The organism is Streptomyces sp. NPDC059866, assembly GCF_042731325.1.
GTDB classification, from domain to species: Bacteria; Actinomycetota; Actinomycetes; order Streptomycetales; family Streptomycetaceae; genus Streptomyces; species Streptomyces flavusporus.
In genome coordinates, this window is sequence record NZ_JBHWJT010000021.1 from 158,990 (window position 1) to 173,515 (window position 14,526).

Genomic DNA, 14,526 nt, shown 5'->3' on the forward strand with positions numbered 1-14,526 from the left:
ACTACCAGCGGGCCGCGCCCAGGTCTCTGGAGATCGCCCGTGCGGCCTCGCGCAGCAGGGTGACCAGGCTGGAGCGGGGTCGGCCCTGGTTGTCACAGATCCGCTCGACCGGGCCGGACAGTCCGATGGCGCCCACCACGAGACCGCCGTGCCCCCGGATCGGCGAGGCGACGCCGGCTTCGCCCATGCTCATTTCCTGGACCTCGGCGGCCCATCCCAGTTCCCGGACCTCGACGAGCGCCCGGGTGAGTTGTTCCCGGGCGACCAGGGTGTGCCGGGTGTACGCCTCCAGCCCGGATTCCAGGGCCGACTCCACGGGCTCGGTCCCGAAGGCCAGCAGTACCTTGCCGAGCGAGGAGGCGTGCAGGGGCAGCAGCGCGCCCACGTCCAGGGTCTGGAGTGTGTCGTCCGGCCGGAACACATGGTGGACGATCAGGACCTTGCCCTCCAAGGGGGTGCCCAGACGGACCGCTTCACCGCTGCGGGCGGCCAGGGCGTCGGCCCAGTTGATCGAGCGTGACCGCAGCTCGTTCACGTCGAGATAGCTGGTGCCGAGGTGCAGCAGGGCGGCCCCGAGCTGGTACTTTCCGGTCGCCTCGTCCTGCTCCACGAAGTCCACGTGCTGCAGTGTGCGCAGAATGCCGTGGGCGGTGCCCTTCGCCAGCCCGAGCGAGGCCGCCACCTCGCCGAGACCGAGTCGACGGGGCCCACCGGCGAGCAGACGCAGAATCGCCGCCGCCCGTTCGATCGACTGAACCGGGCCGGCCATAAAGCGAGCGTAGCCCCGCCATGGGGCGTCCGCTGTACGTGCGGGGCGCCGCTTCATCAGCGGATGGGCGTCGATGTTCGGTAATGCCGACCGTCATTCGTTGACCGGCCTCGTTTTGCTCTTTAGCGTGCAACGAGGCCCGGCTGCGCGCGCTGTGGCCCGGCGTCCGGCCCACAGCGCTCACGGAGGAGAGCAGATGGCGGTACAGCTCAATACATCGCCTCGGGCGGCATGCGCAATGGTCTGCCCGCTCCCGCACGCCCCGGGGGCGGTCTCGGTCATGCGCGGACGCGTGCGGGCGCTGCTCGCAGACTGGAACGTCTTCCCGGAGCTCGTCGAGGACTGTCTCCTCGTGGTGTCGGAACTGCTCACCAACGCGATCGTCCACGCCCTGCCCCCGGCGGAGCTGCGGCTGTCCTGGGCCCGGGGCGACGGACTCGGCACCCTGCGTGTCGAAGTCACCGACGCGGGACCCGCGTGTCCGGCGGGGCAGTCGGCTGCGGAGATCGACCCGGACGAGCACGGCCGGGGCGAGGAGATCGTCCACGCCCTGGCGACCCGTCACGGCATGTCCGTCCACTCCGGCGGGGTCACTCGGTGGGCCGATCTCGTCGCGGCGTGACTACGGAGCCTGATCGGCGCGGCTGAGCGGGGCCGATGGGGCCCCGGATGAACACAGCGCGGGAGACACCGGGTCCGCCGCCCCTTCGCCGGTCTCGGCAAGGGCCGGTTTGCGGAGCAGGAGCAGCGCCGCGTCATCATGCAGCCGGCCGCCCACGTGTGCCAGCAGTTCGTCATGGAGCCCGGTGAGGGTGCGTGCCGGTTCGTCGCACACGTGTCGCGCAAGCCCCTCGGCCAGCGGGTAGAACTCACGCCCATGGTTGCGGGCCTCGGTGACCCCGTCGGTGTAGAGCAGCAGCTGGTCCCCCTCGGCGAAGGGCAGCACCTGGAGGCTGGGGGCCTCGCCCGAGAGGGCACGCAGTCCGAGCGGTGGCGTCGGACGGGTGGGCTCCACCGCCACAACACTGCCCGACCCGCGTACCAACAGCGGTGGCGCGTGTCCACAGTTGACCACCTCCAGCTGCCCGGTCTGCGGGTATCCGGCGACCACGGCAGTGACGAAGTCGTCATGGGCGAGGTTGCGCGCCAGGCTGCGCTCGATCCGGTCGACGACGGCAAGCAGATCGGGCTCGTCGTAGGCGGCCTCGCGAAAGACACCGAGCACCAGTGCGGCGGTGCTCACGGCGGGCAGCCCCTTGCCGCGCACATCGCCGACGATCAGCCTGACCCCGTACGGCGTGTTCACCAGCGCGTAGAGATCTCCACCGATACGAGCCTCCGCCGCCGCAGCGCTGTAGCGCACGGCCACCCGGAACGGGCCGACAGTCTCCGGTACGGGTTTGAGCAGCGCATGCTGAGCGGCCTCCGCAACCGAGCGAACGGCCGCAAGAACGCGCTCACGACGTCCGCGCAGCACGCTGGCCAGGCCACCCGCCAGGGTGACGATCACCACAGCGGACAGTACGGCCGCCAGTTCGGAGCCCGGAACACCCTCCCGGGCTCCGAGCGCGGCGCCCAGCGCCAGGGCGAGGAGACCGACACAGAGGACGCCGCGCGGCCCGTTGGTGGTGGCGGCCAGCGCGGGCCCGGCCACCAGCAGCGGCAGCCAGATCATCCCTGCGCCGCAGAAGAGGGCGACCAACACGGCCACCGAGACGATCAGCACGGGAAGTACGGGCATACCGGCGGCCAGCTGTGCGGCGTGCCGGTGGGCTGATGCTCGGTTCCTGAAGGGCCTCATCGGCCAGTGGCCGCCACCATGGTCCCGGGCATGACGCATGCTTCGTCCGCAATCCTCACCTGTGCGAGGGAGCGACAAGGGGCGCTCCCGACTTGTCCGACTTCATCCAGGAAACGGGTTCGGCTCGGGCGTCACAAGGCCACGCTTTTCAGATAGTGAGCGAAAGGCTCCTGGTCACTCGACTCGCGGTAGGAAGCAGCCGCGCCCGGATCTCCTTAAGTCGGGACAACCGGTCCACCGGCAGTGAGACACCGAGCGAGCCGAGCGTGTCCCCGCTGTAGACGGGCACAGCGACGCACACGGTACCGAGGGCGTACTCCTCCAGGTCCGTGACGGCCGGGGCCGCGGGTGAGGTGTCGAGCCGCCGGAGCAGTTCCGAAGGGCTGGTGATCGTCCGTGGGGTGAGGTCGGCGAGGGTGTGCCGGGAGAGGTATTCCTTGCGCGACTCGTCGTCCAGTTCTCGCAGCACGGACTTGCCCAGCGCGGTGGCGTGTCCAGCGTCCTGGAATCCCACCCAGAGGTCGACGCGGGGCGCCCGCGGGCTGTCGACGATCTCGGCGACCCGGATCTCCCCCTCCTCGTAGAAGGTCAGGTAGGTGGCGGTCGCGAACTCGTCCCGCAGAGCGGCGAGTGTGGGACGGACGCGGCTGAGCAGCGCCTGCCCGCTGCCCGCGGTCTGCAGCGCCTGCAGCTTGTCGCCCAGGACGAACCCGCCGTCGTCCAGCTTGCGTATGTATCCGTCATGCGCCAGCGTCCGCAGCAGGTGATAGGCGGTGGCCAGGGGCAGACCCGTCTCGCGTGCCAGTTGCTTCGCCGGCGCGCCGTTCTCGTGCGCGCTCGCCGCCTCCAGCAGGCGGAAGGCCCGCTGCACGGAGGTGATGAGCGTCGGGCCGTCATGAGCACCCATGCGACCAGCCTGCGCCAGGTGCCAGGCGCAGGCAAGGCAGCGGCCCGTTGCGGCTCCGCGGTCCGAGGCCGCGGCCGCCTCCGGCGAACCCATGGGCGGCCCACGGCCCGGACACCCGCCGCTCAACGCCCCTTCGTGGCCTCCTGGGCGGACCGCAGTCGCTCTGTGCACCACTCCCGCGCCGTGTCGGCGACCTGCTCGAGCGCACCGGGCTCCTCGAACAGATGGGTGGCACCAGGCACCACGTGCAGGGTGTGCGGGGCGTGCAGCCGCCGGGCCGCCTCCTGGTTGAGCCGCAGCACCTGCTGGTCGTCACCGCCGACAATGAGCAGCACCGGCGCCTGTACGGCGCCCAGGGCGTCGCCGGCCAGATCGGGCCGGCCGCCTCGCGACACCACGGTCACCACGCGGTCGGGCCGCTCGGCGGCGGCCACCAGGGCCGCTGCCGCACCGGTGCTGGCACCGAACAGGGCGACGGGCAGTCCCCTGACGTCCGGTTGCTGCTCCAGCCAGTCGATCGCGGCGACCACTCGGCGTCCCAGGAGCGGGATGTCGAAGCGGTGCTCGGCGGTCAGCGCGTCATATCGGTCCTCCCGCTCGGTGAGCAGGTCCATCAACAACGTGGCCAGTCCGGCGGTGCGCAGCTCGGCGGCGACCATGCGGTTGCGCGGGCTGTGGCGGGAACTGCCGCTGCCGTGCGCGAACAGCACCACGCCGTGTGCCGGCGCCGGCACGACCAGGTCACCCACCAGCGACGCGCCCTCAGCGGGCACCGTGACCACCTGGGAGATCATTGACATCATCTTCTTCCTCAGGGCTGTCGGCCCCATGGCCGATGCGCCGTCGGTCCTGCGGACCGGGTACCCGTCCGGGCGGCGCGGATTTCACCGGCGCGGTGGCGGACGACGCCCGCGGCGAGGCGGCCTACGGTGGGGACATGGGCGGCAGCCTGGTGACACTGTTCCTGTGCGGCGATGTGATGCTCGGGCGCGGCGTCGACCAGATCCTTGCCCACCCCGGCGACCCGGCGCTGCGGGAGGGCTACGTGGTGGACGCCCGCTCCTACGTGGAGCTGGCGGAGGCGGCCAACGGACCGATCCCCGCGCCGGTCTCCGCGTCCTGGCCCTGGGGCGAGGCGCTGCGCGTGCTCGACGAAGCCGCTCCGGACGTTCGTATCATCAACCTGGAGACGGCGATCACCCGCTGTGCCGGCTTTGCGCACGACAAGGCGGTCCACTACCGGATGCACCCGGCCAACCTGCCCGCCCTGGCAGTGGCCCGCCCCGACGTCTGCGTCCTGGCCAACAACCATGTCCTGGACTTCGGTCGCCCCGGCCTGGCGGAGACCCTGGACGCCCTGGCCGGTGCGGGACTTCGTACGGCGGGCGCGGGACGCGACGCCACCGAGGCGTACGCGCCCGCGGTGGTGCCCCTCGACGGCGCCGGCCGCGTGCTGGTGTTCGCCCTCGGAGCGGCGTCGAGCGGCATTCCGTCCGACTGGGAGGCGACCACGGGCCTGCCCGGTGTCGCGTACGTGGCCGGCTTCTCGCAGGCTTCCGCCGACGCCGTGGTCGAGCGCGTACGAAGGGCCAGGCGGCCCGGCGACATCGCCGTCGTCTCGGTGCACTGGGGCTCCAACTGGGGCTACCACGTTCCCCGGGACCAGGTCCGCTTCGCGCACGTCCTGGTGGACGGCGGCGTGGACCTTGTCCACGGCCACTCCTCGCATCATCCGCGTCCCCTGGAGGTGTACCGGGACCGGCTGATTCTCTACGGCTGCGGCGACTTCATCGACGACTACGAAGGCATCTCCGGCTACGAGGAGTACCGCGACGATCTCCGCCTCGCCTACTTCGTGACGGTTGCGGCGGACACCGGACGGCTGGCCGGCCTGCGCATGGTGCCCCTGCAGGCCCGGCGGATGCGGCTGGAACCCGCGGCCGGCCAGGACCGCGTATGGCTGTGCGCGACGCTCGACCGGATCAGTGCGGGCGTGCACGTGGCGCTGCAGCCCGACGAGACACTGGTGTTGCGTCCCGGCACGCGGACCGGCCGATGACCCGCCGGCTGCGGCTGACGTTGCTCGGCATCGGGGCGATGAACTCGCCGCGGTTCGGGCCCGCCGGTCTGCTGCTGCGCTGCGCCGGTCACCGCGTGGCCTTCGACGGCGGGCCGGGCGCCGAACCGCCGCCCGGGCGGCTCGACGGCTGGCTGGTCACCGACGAGCAGTCGGAACTGCGGGCCGCGCTGCGCCGGAGCGCAGCCGCACGGGGCGTCCGGCTGCGCTCCGGCGACCTGGACCTGGGCGACGTGTACGTACGGTGCTGTCCGGTGGTCCACACCTCGCATCCCGCATACGGCTACCGGATCGAAGCGGGGGCAGTGAGGGTGGTGTGGGCGCCGGAATTCCGGGAGTTCCCGGACTGGGCCGTGGGGGCGGTCCTGATGTTCGCCGAGGCCGCCGCGTGGGACCGGCCGATACGGTTCCGAGGCGGTGTCGGCGGCCACGCACCCGTGCACACCGTTGCCGAGCAGGCCGTACGGCACGGGGTGCGGCGGTTGGTCTACGCCCATATCGGCCGGCCCACACTGCGGGCGATCGACGACGGGGCGGAACCGCCGAGCGGGGAGTGGGGCGTCGAGGGCCGCACCTATGCGGTGCCGTTCACATGAGCAGGCCGGCCGGCTCGCGCGACGATCACGCATGTCCGGCCCCGGCCTGGGTACCCCGGGCCATATGGCTGGCATCGACCTCAAGAGCAGCGCATTCAGTGACCAATCCTTCATCGCGCGCCGCTACGCGTACGAGGGAGACAACGCCTCCCCTCCGCTGACCTGGAGCGGCGTGCCGGACGACGCGGCGGAGCTGGTCCTGCTGTGCGAAGACCCCGACGCCCCGTCGGGCACCTTCGTGCACTGGGCCGTCGTCGGCATCGATCCCCACAGCGACGGCGTCGGCACCGGACAGCACCCGCCCGGTGGCACCGAGCTCGTCAACGGCTACGGCGACCATGGCTGGGGCGGACCGCATCCGCCGCCGGGAGACAACCCGCACCACTACCTCTTCCGGCTCTACGCCCTGGCAGAACCATGCGTCCTCCCCGACGCGCCCAGCGCCGACCAGGTGCACGAGGCCGTCGAGAAGCGGCAGCTCGCCAGCGGCACCCTCGTGGGGCTGTACCAGCGCTGACCCACTGGCCCTCATGGCCTCACCCCTTCCCCGTCTGCCTGCCCGCCGTGCGGCAGGATGAGGAGCATGAGCGTAGTCAAGATCAACGTACTGACCGTTCCCGCCGAGCAGCGGGAGACACTGGAAAAGCGCTTCGCCGCCCGTGCCCACGCCGTGGAGAACTCCGACGGGTTCGAGTGGTTCGAACTCCTGCGGCCGGTCGAAGGCACCGACACCTACCTCGTCTACACCCGGTGGCGCGACGAGGAGTCCTTCCGGGCCTGGATGGAGGGACCCATGAAGGCAGCCCACCAGGGCACCGGCGCGGACAGCGGCGAACGCCCCCAGCCTGCGGCAACCCACTCCACCCTGTGGTCCTTCGACGTCGTGCAACAGGCAGCACCGAAGAACGCGTAGATCACGCAGGCACTGCCGTGCCGGGTCCGCCCCCGGCACAGCGGTGCCGGACCGTGAATTCTCGGATGCGGTACCGGGCCGCTGCGTGGTGGGATGCGCCGTATGAGCGTTGCAGCGCTGCGTGCCCGCATCGAGAAGTACTACGCCACCGTGCCGCTTCTGTTCGCCGGCGCCGAGGACTTCGGACCACTGCGGCTGTTTGTGCGCACAGAACCAGGCACGCCGTACTACGGCGGTCCCGGCCACGCTCAGCCCACCGCAGGAGCCGCGACCGTCACCGCCGCCGACATCGCCCGGGTCCGCGCCCGGCAGCGTGAACTCGGCGTACCGGAAGCCTTCGAGTGGCTCGCCGAGGCGGCACCGACGCTGCGCGCCCGTATCGAGGCCGCCGGCCTCCCCGTGCAAGAACGCCCGCTGATGGCCCTCGACCCGCAGTCCCCCATGCGCCCGCAGCCGCTGCCGGACGGCGTCACGATCCGCGAGCTGACCGCCGACGACCCGGCTCTGCCCGCAGCCCTCGCTCTCCCCCGCCTCGCCTTCGCCGCGGCAGGCACCTCGGTGGGCTCGGCGGGCCGCGCGGAACTGGCGAGGGTGGCCGCAGAGGTGACCGCGGACGGCGCGTCGGCAACAACTCGTCCCGCCATCCGCGCCGGGCACAAAACGCTCATCGCTGCTCTCTCCCCTGACGGCACTCCGATCGCCGTCGGCCACCACCACCCCGCTCACGGCACCACCGAGATCGGCGGTGTGGGCACCCTCCCCACCGCTCGCCGCCAAGGACTGGCAGCCGCCGTCACGGCGGCGCTGGCGATCCACGCCCGGAACCACGGCGTGGATACTGTCTTTCTCGCCTACGCGGAGGATGCCGTCGCCCGCATCTACACCCGCCTCGGCTTCCGCCCGGCCGGGACCACTCTTCTGATCGCCAATCAGCCCGCCCGGTCCTAGGGCCTGTCCGGCGGATCATGCCGCGGACGCGGGGTCTGGCACGCCCGGCTGCGGCGTTGTCGTCGGTTGCCGACGCTCCGCGTCGACGCCCTCCTCCGCCTTGCAGCCGGACGCACCAGACCCCGCTCACCTGCGTTGATCAGTCACCGTTACTTCTCCGCGACCTGATCCGCCGGACAGGCCCTAGCCCCGCGGAGCGGAGCTGCTGCCCGCCGACCGCTCCGCCGACGCGAGTACGCCGATCTTGTCTATGCGGTGCTCGGGATTGTTCCTGTCGTCGCGCCAGAAGTTCCCCGCCGCGTTGTCCTCGGGGGTGGCGCACGTCGATACGGTGATCATGGCTTGGGTGGGCACTTCGCCGGGCGAGCCGGGTACGGCGGCGCGCTGCTCGGCGAGTGAGCGCGCCGAACGGAAGGACGTCCACCGGGTCTCGGTGATCTTGTACGTGTAGACGGTGCTCCCCAACTCGACGCGTACGGTGTCACCGTTGTCGAGTTCGAGCAGCTCGCGCAGCGGGCCGCCGGCGCTCAGGCGGTGGGCGGTGACGAGGTAGTTGCCCGTTTCGCCGGGTCCGACACCGCCCTGGTCACCGTAGGGGCTGGCGGCGACGCCGCGGTCCTGGATGCGCGTCCCCGGTGCGTCGTCCGTCGTTCCTTCGTACGGAACGACCTCCAGGTCCCGCACCCCGATGGCAGGGATGCTCAGCGAGGCGGAGTCGGAGCGCGGATCGGCGTCCGGCAGCGGACTGGACGAAGGCAAGGACGGGGCTGCCGCCTCGGGCGTCACGGCCGGCGACGAGGACGTACGGGCCGGGGCATGGTGGGGAACGGGCGGGGAGGTGCCGAGCGTGTCGGCGCCGGCACATCCTGTGACGAGAAGGAGAAGTCCGAAGGCCAGAGGTGTGCTGGCGGCACGTGTGAGGGCCATGGCACTCCCGACCGGCGCTCGGTCACAACCGACACCGCAAAGGCGATGTCGCCGCGAATGGACAGCTGGACGATCGAGCATATTCCTCACCCATGACAGCGGTCGTGGTGCAGGACACGTGACGGCAACCTCAGCACCCTCACGGGATCTCCTGTTCCGCCCAGATGATCTTTCCGCCGGCCGAGAACCGGGCACCCCAGCGATGGGCGAGCTGGGCCACCAGAAACAGGCCGCGGCCGCCCTCGTCCGTGCTGCGGGCGTGCCGCAGCCGTGGGGCGGTGCTGCTGGCGTCGGCGACCTCGCAGGTCAGGCGGGAGTCGCGGAGCAGCCGCAGGCGTATGGGCGGTGCGGCATAGCGAATCGCGTTGGTGACCAGCTCGCTGACGATGAGCTCCGTCGTCATGGCCAGCTCCCCCAGGCCCCAGGCTTCCACCCGGCGGGTCGCGCGGGCGCGGACGTCAGCGACGGCGGCCGGGTTCACCGGCACGTCCCACGAGGCGACCTGGTCGGCCCCCAGCGCGTGTGTGCGCGCCAGGAGGAGGGCGACATCGTCGGGCTGGGAAACGGGCACGAGCTGCTGCACCGCGGACGAGCACAGCGTTCCGAGGTGGGGATCCGGCTGGGCGAGCACGGCGCCGAGCCGGGACATGCCCAGTTCCATGTCGCGGTCGGCTCCCTCGACGAGGCCGTCGGTGAAGAGGACGAGACCGTCGGTGAAGAGACCGAGCAGACTGTTCTCGGCGAGCTCGATCTCGGTGGTCTCGAACGCCATCCCGCCCAGCCCCAGCGGAGGACCCGCGCGGAGCTCCGGGAAGGAGACGTGCCCGTCGGGTGCGACCACGACAGGTGGCGGATGCCCGGCCCGGGCCATCGTGCAGCGCCTCGTGACGGGATCGTAGACGGCGTACAGGCAGGTTGCTCCGAGGAAAACGGTCGCGCTCTGGTTGTCCGCCTCCCCGTCGGTCCTCTCCTCACTGAGCCGGAGCACGAGGTCGTCCAGGTGAGCCAGCAGTTCGTCCGGAGGCATCTCCATGTCGGCGAGGGTCTGCACCGCGGTCCGCAGCCGGCCCATGGCCGCCGCGGCGGGGATGCCGTGTCCGACCACGTCGCCGACGACGAGGCCCACCCGGGCACCGGACAGCGGGATCACGTCGAACCAGTCGCCACCGACCCCGCCCGTCGGACCCGCCGGCAGATAGCAGGAGGCCACCTCCAGCGCTGTGCCGCCCGACAGGGCCTGCGGCAGCAGGCTGCGCTGGAGAGTGACCGCTGCCGTGTGCTCCCGGGTGTAGCGACGGGCGTTGTCCACGCACAGCGCCGCCCGTGCCACCAGCTCACCGGCCAGCAGGACGTCGTCGGGCTGGAACGAGACGGGATTGAGCGACCGTACGAACGTGGTGAGGCCCAGGACGGTGTTCCGCGCCCGCATCGGCACGGAGATCAGGGAGTGCAGCCCGAACTCGCGGATGCTGGCCGTCCTCGCGGGCTGTTCGGCAACCCACAGGGCGTCGGACGGGTCGAGGACCGGGATGAGGATCGGCTCACCGCTGATCAGCAGATTCACGTCGTGCGGCGGGGGGAGGAAGTCGACTCGGTCCCCGACCCGCGCCACGGCCTCCGGACAGCCCTCCCGCACCGAACTCATCCCGGCACGGCGCATCACCGGCTTTGCCGGTGCGGGCCCCGCATCGGTCAGCCACGCGCCGTGCCCCTCGGTGCTCAGGACGGGCTCCAGGAGATCGACGACGACGAAGTCCGCGAAGCGGGGAACCACGAAGTCGGCCAGCTCCTGAGCCGTCCGCATCACGTCGAGGGTCCTGCCGATGCTGGTCCCGGCTTCGTTGACCAGCGACAACAGCTGGCGGGCGTTCCACCGCTCGGTGACGTCCAGGACCATGTAACAGACCCCGGTCACGGAGCCGTCGGCGTCCACGAGCGGGAAGAAGGACGTGGAGTAGGCGTGCTGGCGGTGTGGGTCGGCCCAGCTCCATCCCACGTACTCGTAGTCGGTCACCGGGACGCCGGTCGCCAGCACCTTGCGCATCAGTCCCTCGAGGGTGTCCGCCTGCAGCCCGGGCAGCAGCTCGCTCAGGCGACGCCCGAGTCGCTGCTCACGGGGCACACCGCCGAAGCGTTCCAGGGTGTCGTTCAGCCACACGTAGCGCAGCTGCGTGTCCATCACCGCCATGCCGACCGGCGAGCGGGTGAGGAATCCGTCGAGGACGGACTCGCCCATCGTCCACTGCGGCTTCTGCTCCCGTGCCGAGATCAGAAAGCACTCGTCGCCGCCGATGCGGAAGGATGCCGAGACCCGCAGGTCGACCTCGATACGGCCGCCGTCGCGGCGTCGTACGGGGAGGAGACCGCTCCACCCCATTCCGGTGCGACACCGCTCGGCGACGCCGGTCACACGTACCGGGTCCCCGGGCACCGCCAGCAGCCGCGCGGCGGAGCCGCCGACCACCTCGGGCGCCGGGTAGCCGAGGAGTTCTTCGGCGCCCCGGGTCCAGCCGACCACGATGCCGTCGGCGGAGACCACCGCTGCCGCGTCGGTGGACGCGTCGAACAGCTCGCGCGGCCCTGCGGACGTGCGCACATCGGAACCTTTTCGCACAGAATCCATTGGCCCCATCCTCTTCATGACTATGGTCCTGCTTGTCCGCCCGATGTGCACGATCCCGGCGGCTGATGGCCGGACCGGCCTTCCGGATGTGCTGATCGCCGACGCGTGTGGGCCGAAGGCAGCAGGGAAGTCCGGGTATCAGAGCCAGATGCGCGGCGACGCCGACAGAGGCACGCGCGTCCTGTCGGCCGACGGAGGAGGATCAGGGATGAAAGCCGAATCCTTCCAGTCCCGCAGTGACGGGTACGGCCCCGAGCAGCCCCGGCCGACCGGCCTGCTGGATGTGCTGAGCGTGGCTGCGGTGGTCCTCGACGTCGACGGGCGCATCGTGTTCTGGACCCCGCAGGCCGAGGAACTCTTCGGCTACACGTCGGAAGAGGCTCTCGGCACGTACGCGGCGCGGCTGTTCGTCCACCCCGAGCATCTCCAGTCCGTGGTGAAGCTGTTCGAAGAGGTGCTGAAGACGGGCCGGAGCTGGGCAGGCTCCTTCCCGATCCGGCACAAGGACGGCAGCACCCGCCTGACGGAGTTCCGCAACATGCGGCTGCTGGACGATGTCGGAGATGTCTACGCGCTGGGCATCGCGGCCGACCACAGCCTGCTCCAGCGCGTCGAGACCGATCTGGCCCTGTGCGAGCGGCTGATCAACCAGTCTCCGATCGGTCTGGCCCTCATGGACCCGGACCTGCGGTATCTCCTGGTCAATCCGGCGCTGGAGCGCATCGACGGCATCCCCGCCGAGGACCACGTCGGCCGTCATCTGCGGGAGACACTCCCCCTGCCGGACATCGACACCATCGAGTCCGCACTGCGTCAGGTGCTCACCACCGGCACCCCGCTGCTCGACCAGTACCACGTGGGCCGCCCCCGGAGCGATCCCGACCACGAGCACGCCTGGTCCCTGTCGTTCTACCGGCTGGAGGACCCCGGCGGGCGGGTGCTGGGCGCGGCGACCTCGGTCGTCGACGTCACCGAACGGCACCGCGCGGCCGCCGAGGCCGACCGGGCCCGGCGCCGCCTGGCCCTCATCGCCGACGCCTCCGCGCGCGTCGGCACCACGCTGGAGGTGGAGGAGACCGCCCGCGAACTGGCCGACATCGCCAGCACCGCGCTCGCCGACGTGGTCACCGTGGACATCCTCGACTCCGCCCTCGCCTGTCGCCGCAAGGCCAGGCCGGACAACGGCCCGGAGTTCTTCCGTGCCCTCGCCCTGAAGTCGGCTCATCCCACCGTGGCGCTGGGCGCCGCCGACCCTCCCGGTGACCTCATCGCCTACGACGGTGACCGCCTGGTCACCCTGTGCGTCCACACCGGCCGGCCGGTCCTGGTGCGCCACGTCGGCGAACAGGATCTGCCGCGGATCGCCCGCGACGCCGAAGCCACCACGCTCCTGGCCCGCGCCGGCGTCCACTCCTACCTCGCCGCGCCGTTGATCGCCCACGGCGAGGTGCTCGGCGCCCTCGACCTCAAGCGCACCCGCAATCCGCTCCCCTTCGACGAGGACGATGTCATCCTGGCCTGTGAGCTGGCCAGCCGCGCCGCCGTCGCCATCGACAACGCCCGCTGGTTCCAGAGCGTGCGCAACACCGCCCTCACCCTCCAGCGCAGCCTGTTGCCCGACCACCCGCCGCACCACACCGGTCTGGAACTCGCCTCCCGCTATCAGCCCGCCCAGGCCACCACCGAAGTCGGCGGCGACTGGTACGACGTCATCGGCCTGGAGGACGACAAGACCGCCCTGGTCGTCGGCGACGTCATGGGCAACGGCATCGACGCCGCCGCCACCATGGGCCGGCTGCGCACCGCCACCTGCGCCTATGCGGACCTCGACCTGGAACCCGGCGCCGTACTCCAGCACCTGGACAAGATCACCTGCGAGCTGGAGCACTACATCGTCACCTGCCTGTACGCCGTGTACGACCCCCGCACGAGGCAGTGCCGGATCGCCAACGCGGGGCACATGCCGCCCGCGCTGGCCCGCCCCGGCCGGGACGCCGCACTGCTGGAGCTGCCGTCCGGAGCCCCGCTCGGTGTCGGCGGCGTCCCGTTCGAGACCACCGCGACCGAGCTCGGCCCCGGCGATCTGCTGGTCCTCTACACCGACGGCCTCGTCGAGACCCGGCACCACGCGATCGACGACCGTCTGAACGTCCTCCTGAGCTTCCTCGACGAACCCGACCGGCCCCTCGAGGAGATCTGCGACCTCCTGCTGTACGGCCTGCGCCACCCCGACGACCACGACGACGTCGCCCTGCTCGTCGCGCGGGCTCTTTAGCTACGGGGCAGAGTCTGGGTCACGCGCCACAGGCGGCGGGGCAGATCGCCTTCCTCGAAGGAGTGGACCTCGTCGAGCGTCCAGCCGTGCGCGAGGGCGTCGACCAGTTCGCGGGGGAAGAAGTGCACGGCGAAGCCGCCGTGCTCGTAGATGTCGTCACCGTGCGCGGTGCCGGCTCCGTAGTGTGCGTCGCCGGTGTGCCGCACGGTGTAGACGAAGACGCCGCCCGGCCGCAGGACCCGCCGGACCTCATCGACCAGGGCGTGGATCTCCTCGGTGGACAGAGCCATGCACAGCAGCATGTGCGCGAAGACCGCGTCCACGGAGGCGTCCGGCAGCGGCAGTGGCTCGCGCACGTCGTGCTCCGCGGTGGTGATGCGCTCGGCCACCTGCTGGGCGCGGGCGGCGTCCCGCAGCTGCTGCAGGCCGGTGGCGCTGAAGTCGGTGGCCTGGACGGTGAAGCCTTCGCGGACGAAGTACAGGGTGTCGCGGCCGTGCCCGGCGCCGAGTTCCAGCACATGCTGCGCCCCGGCCCTGCGGAAGACCTCGGCGGCGTGGACGGCCGGTGCGGAGGGCTGCCCGCCGTACATCCCCGGGTGCGCGGCATAGGTGTGCTGCCAGTGCCGGTGCTGCCCCTCGGCGAGATCCTGCTCCTTGGCCACTGCGTTCCCCTTTGCCTCTCTGCGTCCG

At 71.3% G+C, this 14,526-nt stretch carries 14 protein-coding genes; 7 read left to right on the top strand and 7 right to left on the bottom strand.

Annotation, left to right across the window (positions count from 1 at the left end):
• Window position 1 precedes the first annotated feature (1 nt).
• On the bottom strand, window positions 2–769 hold the full coding sequence (locus ACFV7R_RS30415; protein ID WP_385269124.1) for an IclR family transcriptional regulator: 768 nt from the start codon (window positions 767–769) through the stop codon (window positions 2–4).
• Between the two features lie 238 nt (window positions 770–1,007).
• On the opposite strand from ACFV7R_RS30415, the gene ACFV7R_RS30420 reads away from it, so the two are divergent.
• Window positions 1,008–1,391: an ATP-binding protein gene (locus tag ACFV7R_RS30420; RefSeq protein WP_385269186.1), complete on the top strand. Its 384-nt coding sequence runs from the start codon at window positions 1,008–1,010 to the stop codon at window positions 1,389–1,391.
• On the opposite strand, the gene ACFV7R_RS30425 is transcribed toward ACFV7R_RS30420, so the two are convergent.
• From ACFV7R_RS30425 to ACFV7R_RS30435, 3 genes are all read right to left on the bottom strand, one after another.
• Window positions 1,392–2,510: a PP2C family protein-serine/threonine phosphatase gene (locus ACFV7R_RS30425; protein WP_385269126.1), complete on the bottom strand. Its 1,119-nt coding sequence runs from the start codon at window positions 2,508–2,510 to the stop codon at window positions 1,392–1,394.
• A gap of 208 nt (window positions 2,511–2,718) precedes the next feature.
• Entirely contained in the window at window positions 2,719–3,477 is a 759-nt protein-coding gene (locus tag ACFV7R_RS30430) for an IclR family transcriptional regulator (RefSeq protein ID WP_385269128.1), read from the bottom strand.
• Window positions 3,478–3,599: 122 nt separating this feature from the next.
• Complete coding sequence (locus ACFV7R_RS30435; protein WP_385269130.1) at window positions 3,600–4,271, bottom strand: dienelactone hydrolase family protein; 672 nt, start codon at window positions 4,269–4,271, stop codon at window positions 3,600–3,602.
• A 143-nt stretch (window positions 4,272–4,414) separates the two neighbouring features.
• On the opposite strand from ACFV7R_RS30435, the gene ACFV7R_RS30440 reads away from it, so the two are divergent.
• The 5 genes from ACFV7R_RS30440 (at window position 4,415) to ACFV7R_RS30460 (ending at window position 8,011) form a co-directional block, all read left to right on the top strand.
• On the top strand, window positions 4,415–5,536 hold the full coding sequence (locus ACFV7R_RS30440) for a CapA family protein (RefSeq protein ID WP_385269188.1): 1,122 nt from the start codon (window positions 4,415–4,417) through the stop codon (window positions 5,534–5,536).
• The gene (locus tag ACFV7R_RS30445; protein WP_385269132.1) at window positions 5,533–6,150 is read left to right on the top strand and encodes a hypothetical protein; all 618 of its coding nucleotides are present in this window, start codon (window positions 5,533–5,535) and stop codon (window positions 6,148–6,150) included. Before ACFV7R_RS30440 ends, ACFV7R_RS30445 begins: the two co-directional genes overlap by 4 nt.
• Window positions 6,151–6,214: 64 nt before the next feature.
• The gene (locus ACFV7R_RS30450; RefSeq protein WP_385269134.1) at window positions 6,215–6,667 is read left to right on the top strand and encodes a YbhB/YbcL family Raf kinase inhibitor-like protein; all 453 of its coding nucleotides are present in this window, start codon (window positions 6,215–6,217) and stop codon (window positions 6,665–6,667) included.
• 66 nt (window positions 6,668–6,733) lie between these two features.
• Entirely contained in the window at window positions 6,734–7,063 is a 330-nt protein-coding gene (locus ACFV7R_RS30455) for an antibiotic biosynthesis monooxygenase family protein (protein WP_385269136.1), read from the top strand.
• A gap of 102 nt (window positions 7,064–7,165) precedes the next feature.
• Entirely contained in the window at window positions 7,166–8,011 is an 846-nt protein-coding gene (locus ACFV7R_RS30460; protein WP_385269138.1) for a GNAT family N-acetyltransferase, read from the top strand.
• A gap of 183 nt (window positions 8,012–8,194) precedes the next feature.
• Here ACFV7R_RS30460 and ACFV7R_RS30465 read toward each other — a convergent pair whose 3' ends face one another.
• Window positions 8,195–8,938, bottom strand: coding sequence for a class E sortase (locus ACFV7R_RS30465; protein WP_385269140.1), 744 nt, complete (start codon window positions 8,936–8,938; stop codon window positions 8,195–8,197).
• Window positions 8,939–9,077: 139 nt separating this feature from the next.
• Complete coding sequence (locus ACFV7R_RS30470; RefSeq protein ID WP_385269142.1) at window positions 9,078–11,561, bottom strand: SpoIIE family protein phosphatase; 2,484 nt, start codon at window positions 11,559–11,561, stop codon at window positions 9,078–9,080.
• A gap of 208 nt (window positions 11,562–11,769) precedes the next feature.
• Between ACFV7R_RS30470 and ACFV7R_RS30475 the strand changes: the two genes are divergently transcribed.
• Window positions 11,770–13,836 (top strand): SpoIIE family protein phosphatase, encoded by a 2,067-nt coding sequence (locus tag ACFV7R_RS30475; protein ID WP_385269144.1) that lies wholly within the window; start codon window positions 11,770–11,772, stop codon window positions 13,834–13,836.
• On the opposite strand, the gene ACFV7R_RS30480 is transcribed toward ACFV7R_RS30475, so the two are convergent.
• Window positions 13,833–14,498 (bottom strand): class I SAM-dependent methyltransferase, encoded by a 666-nt coding sequence (locus ACFV7R_RS30480; protein ID WP_385269146.1) that lies wholly within the window; start codon window positions 14,496–14,498, stop codon window positions 13,833–13,835. The two genes, ACFV7R_RS30475 and ACFV7R_RS30480, sit on opposite strands and share 4 nt — an antisense overlap.
• Between the last annotated feature and the right edge of the window lie 28 nt (window positions 14,499–14,526).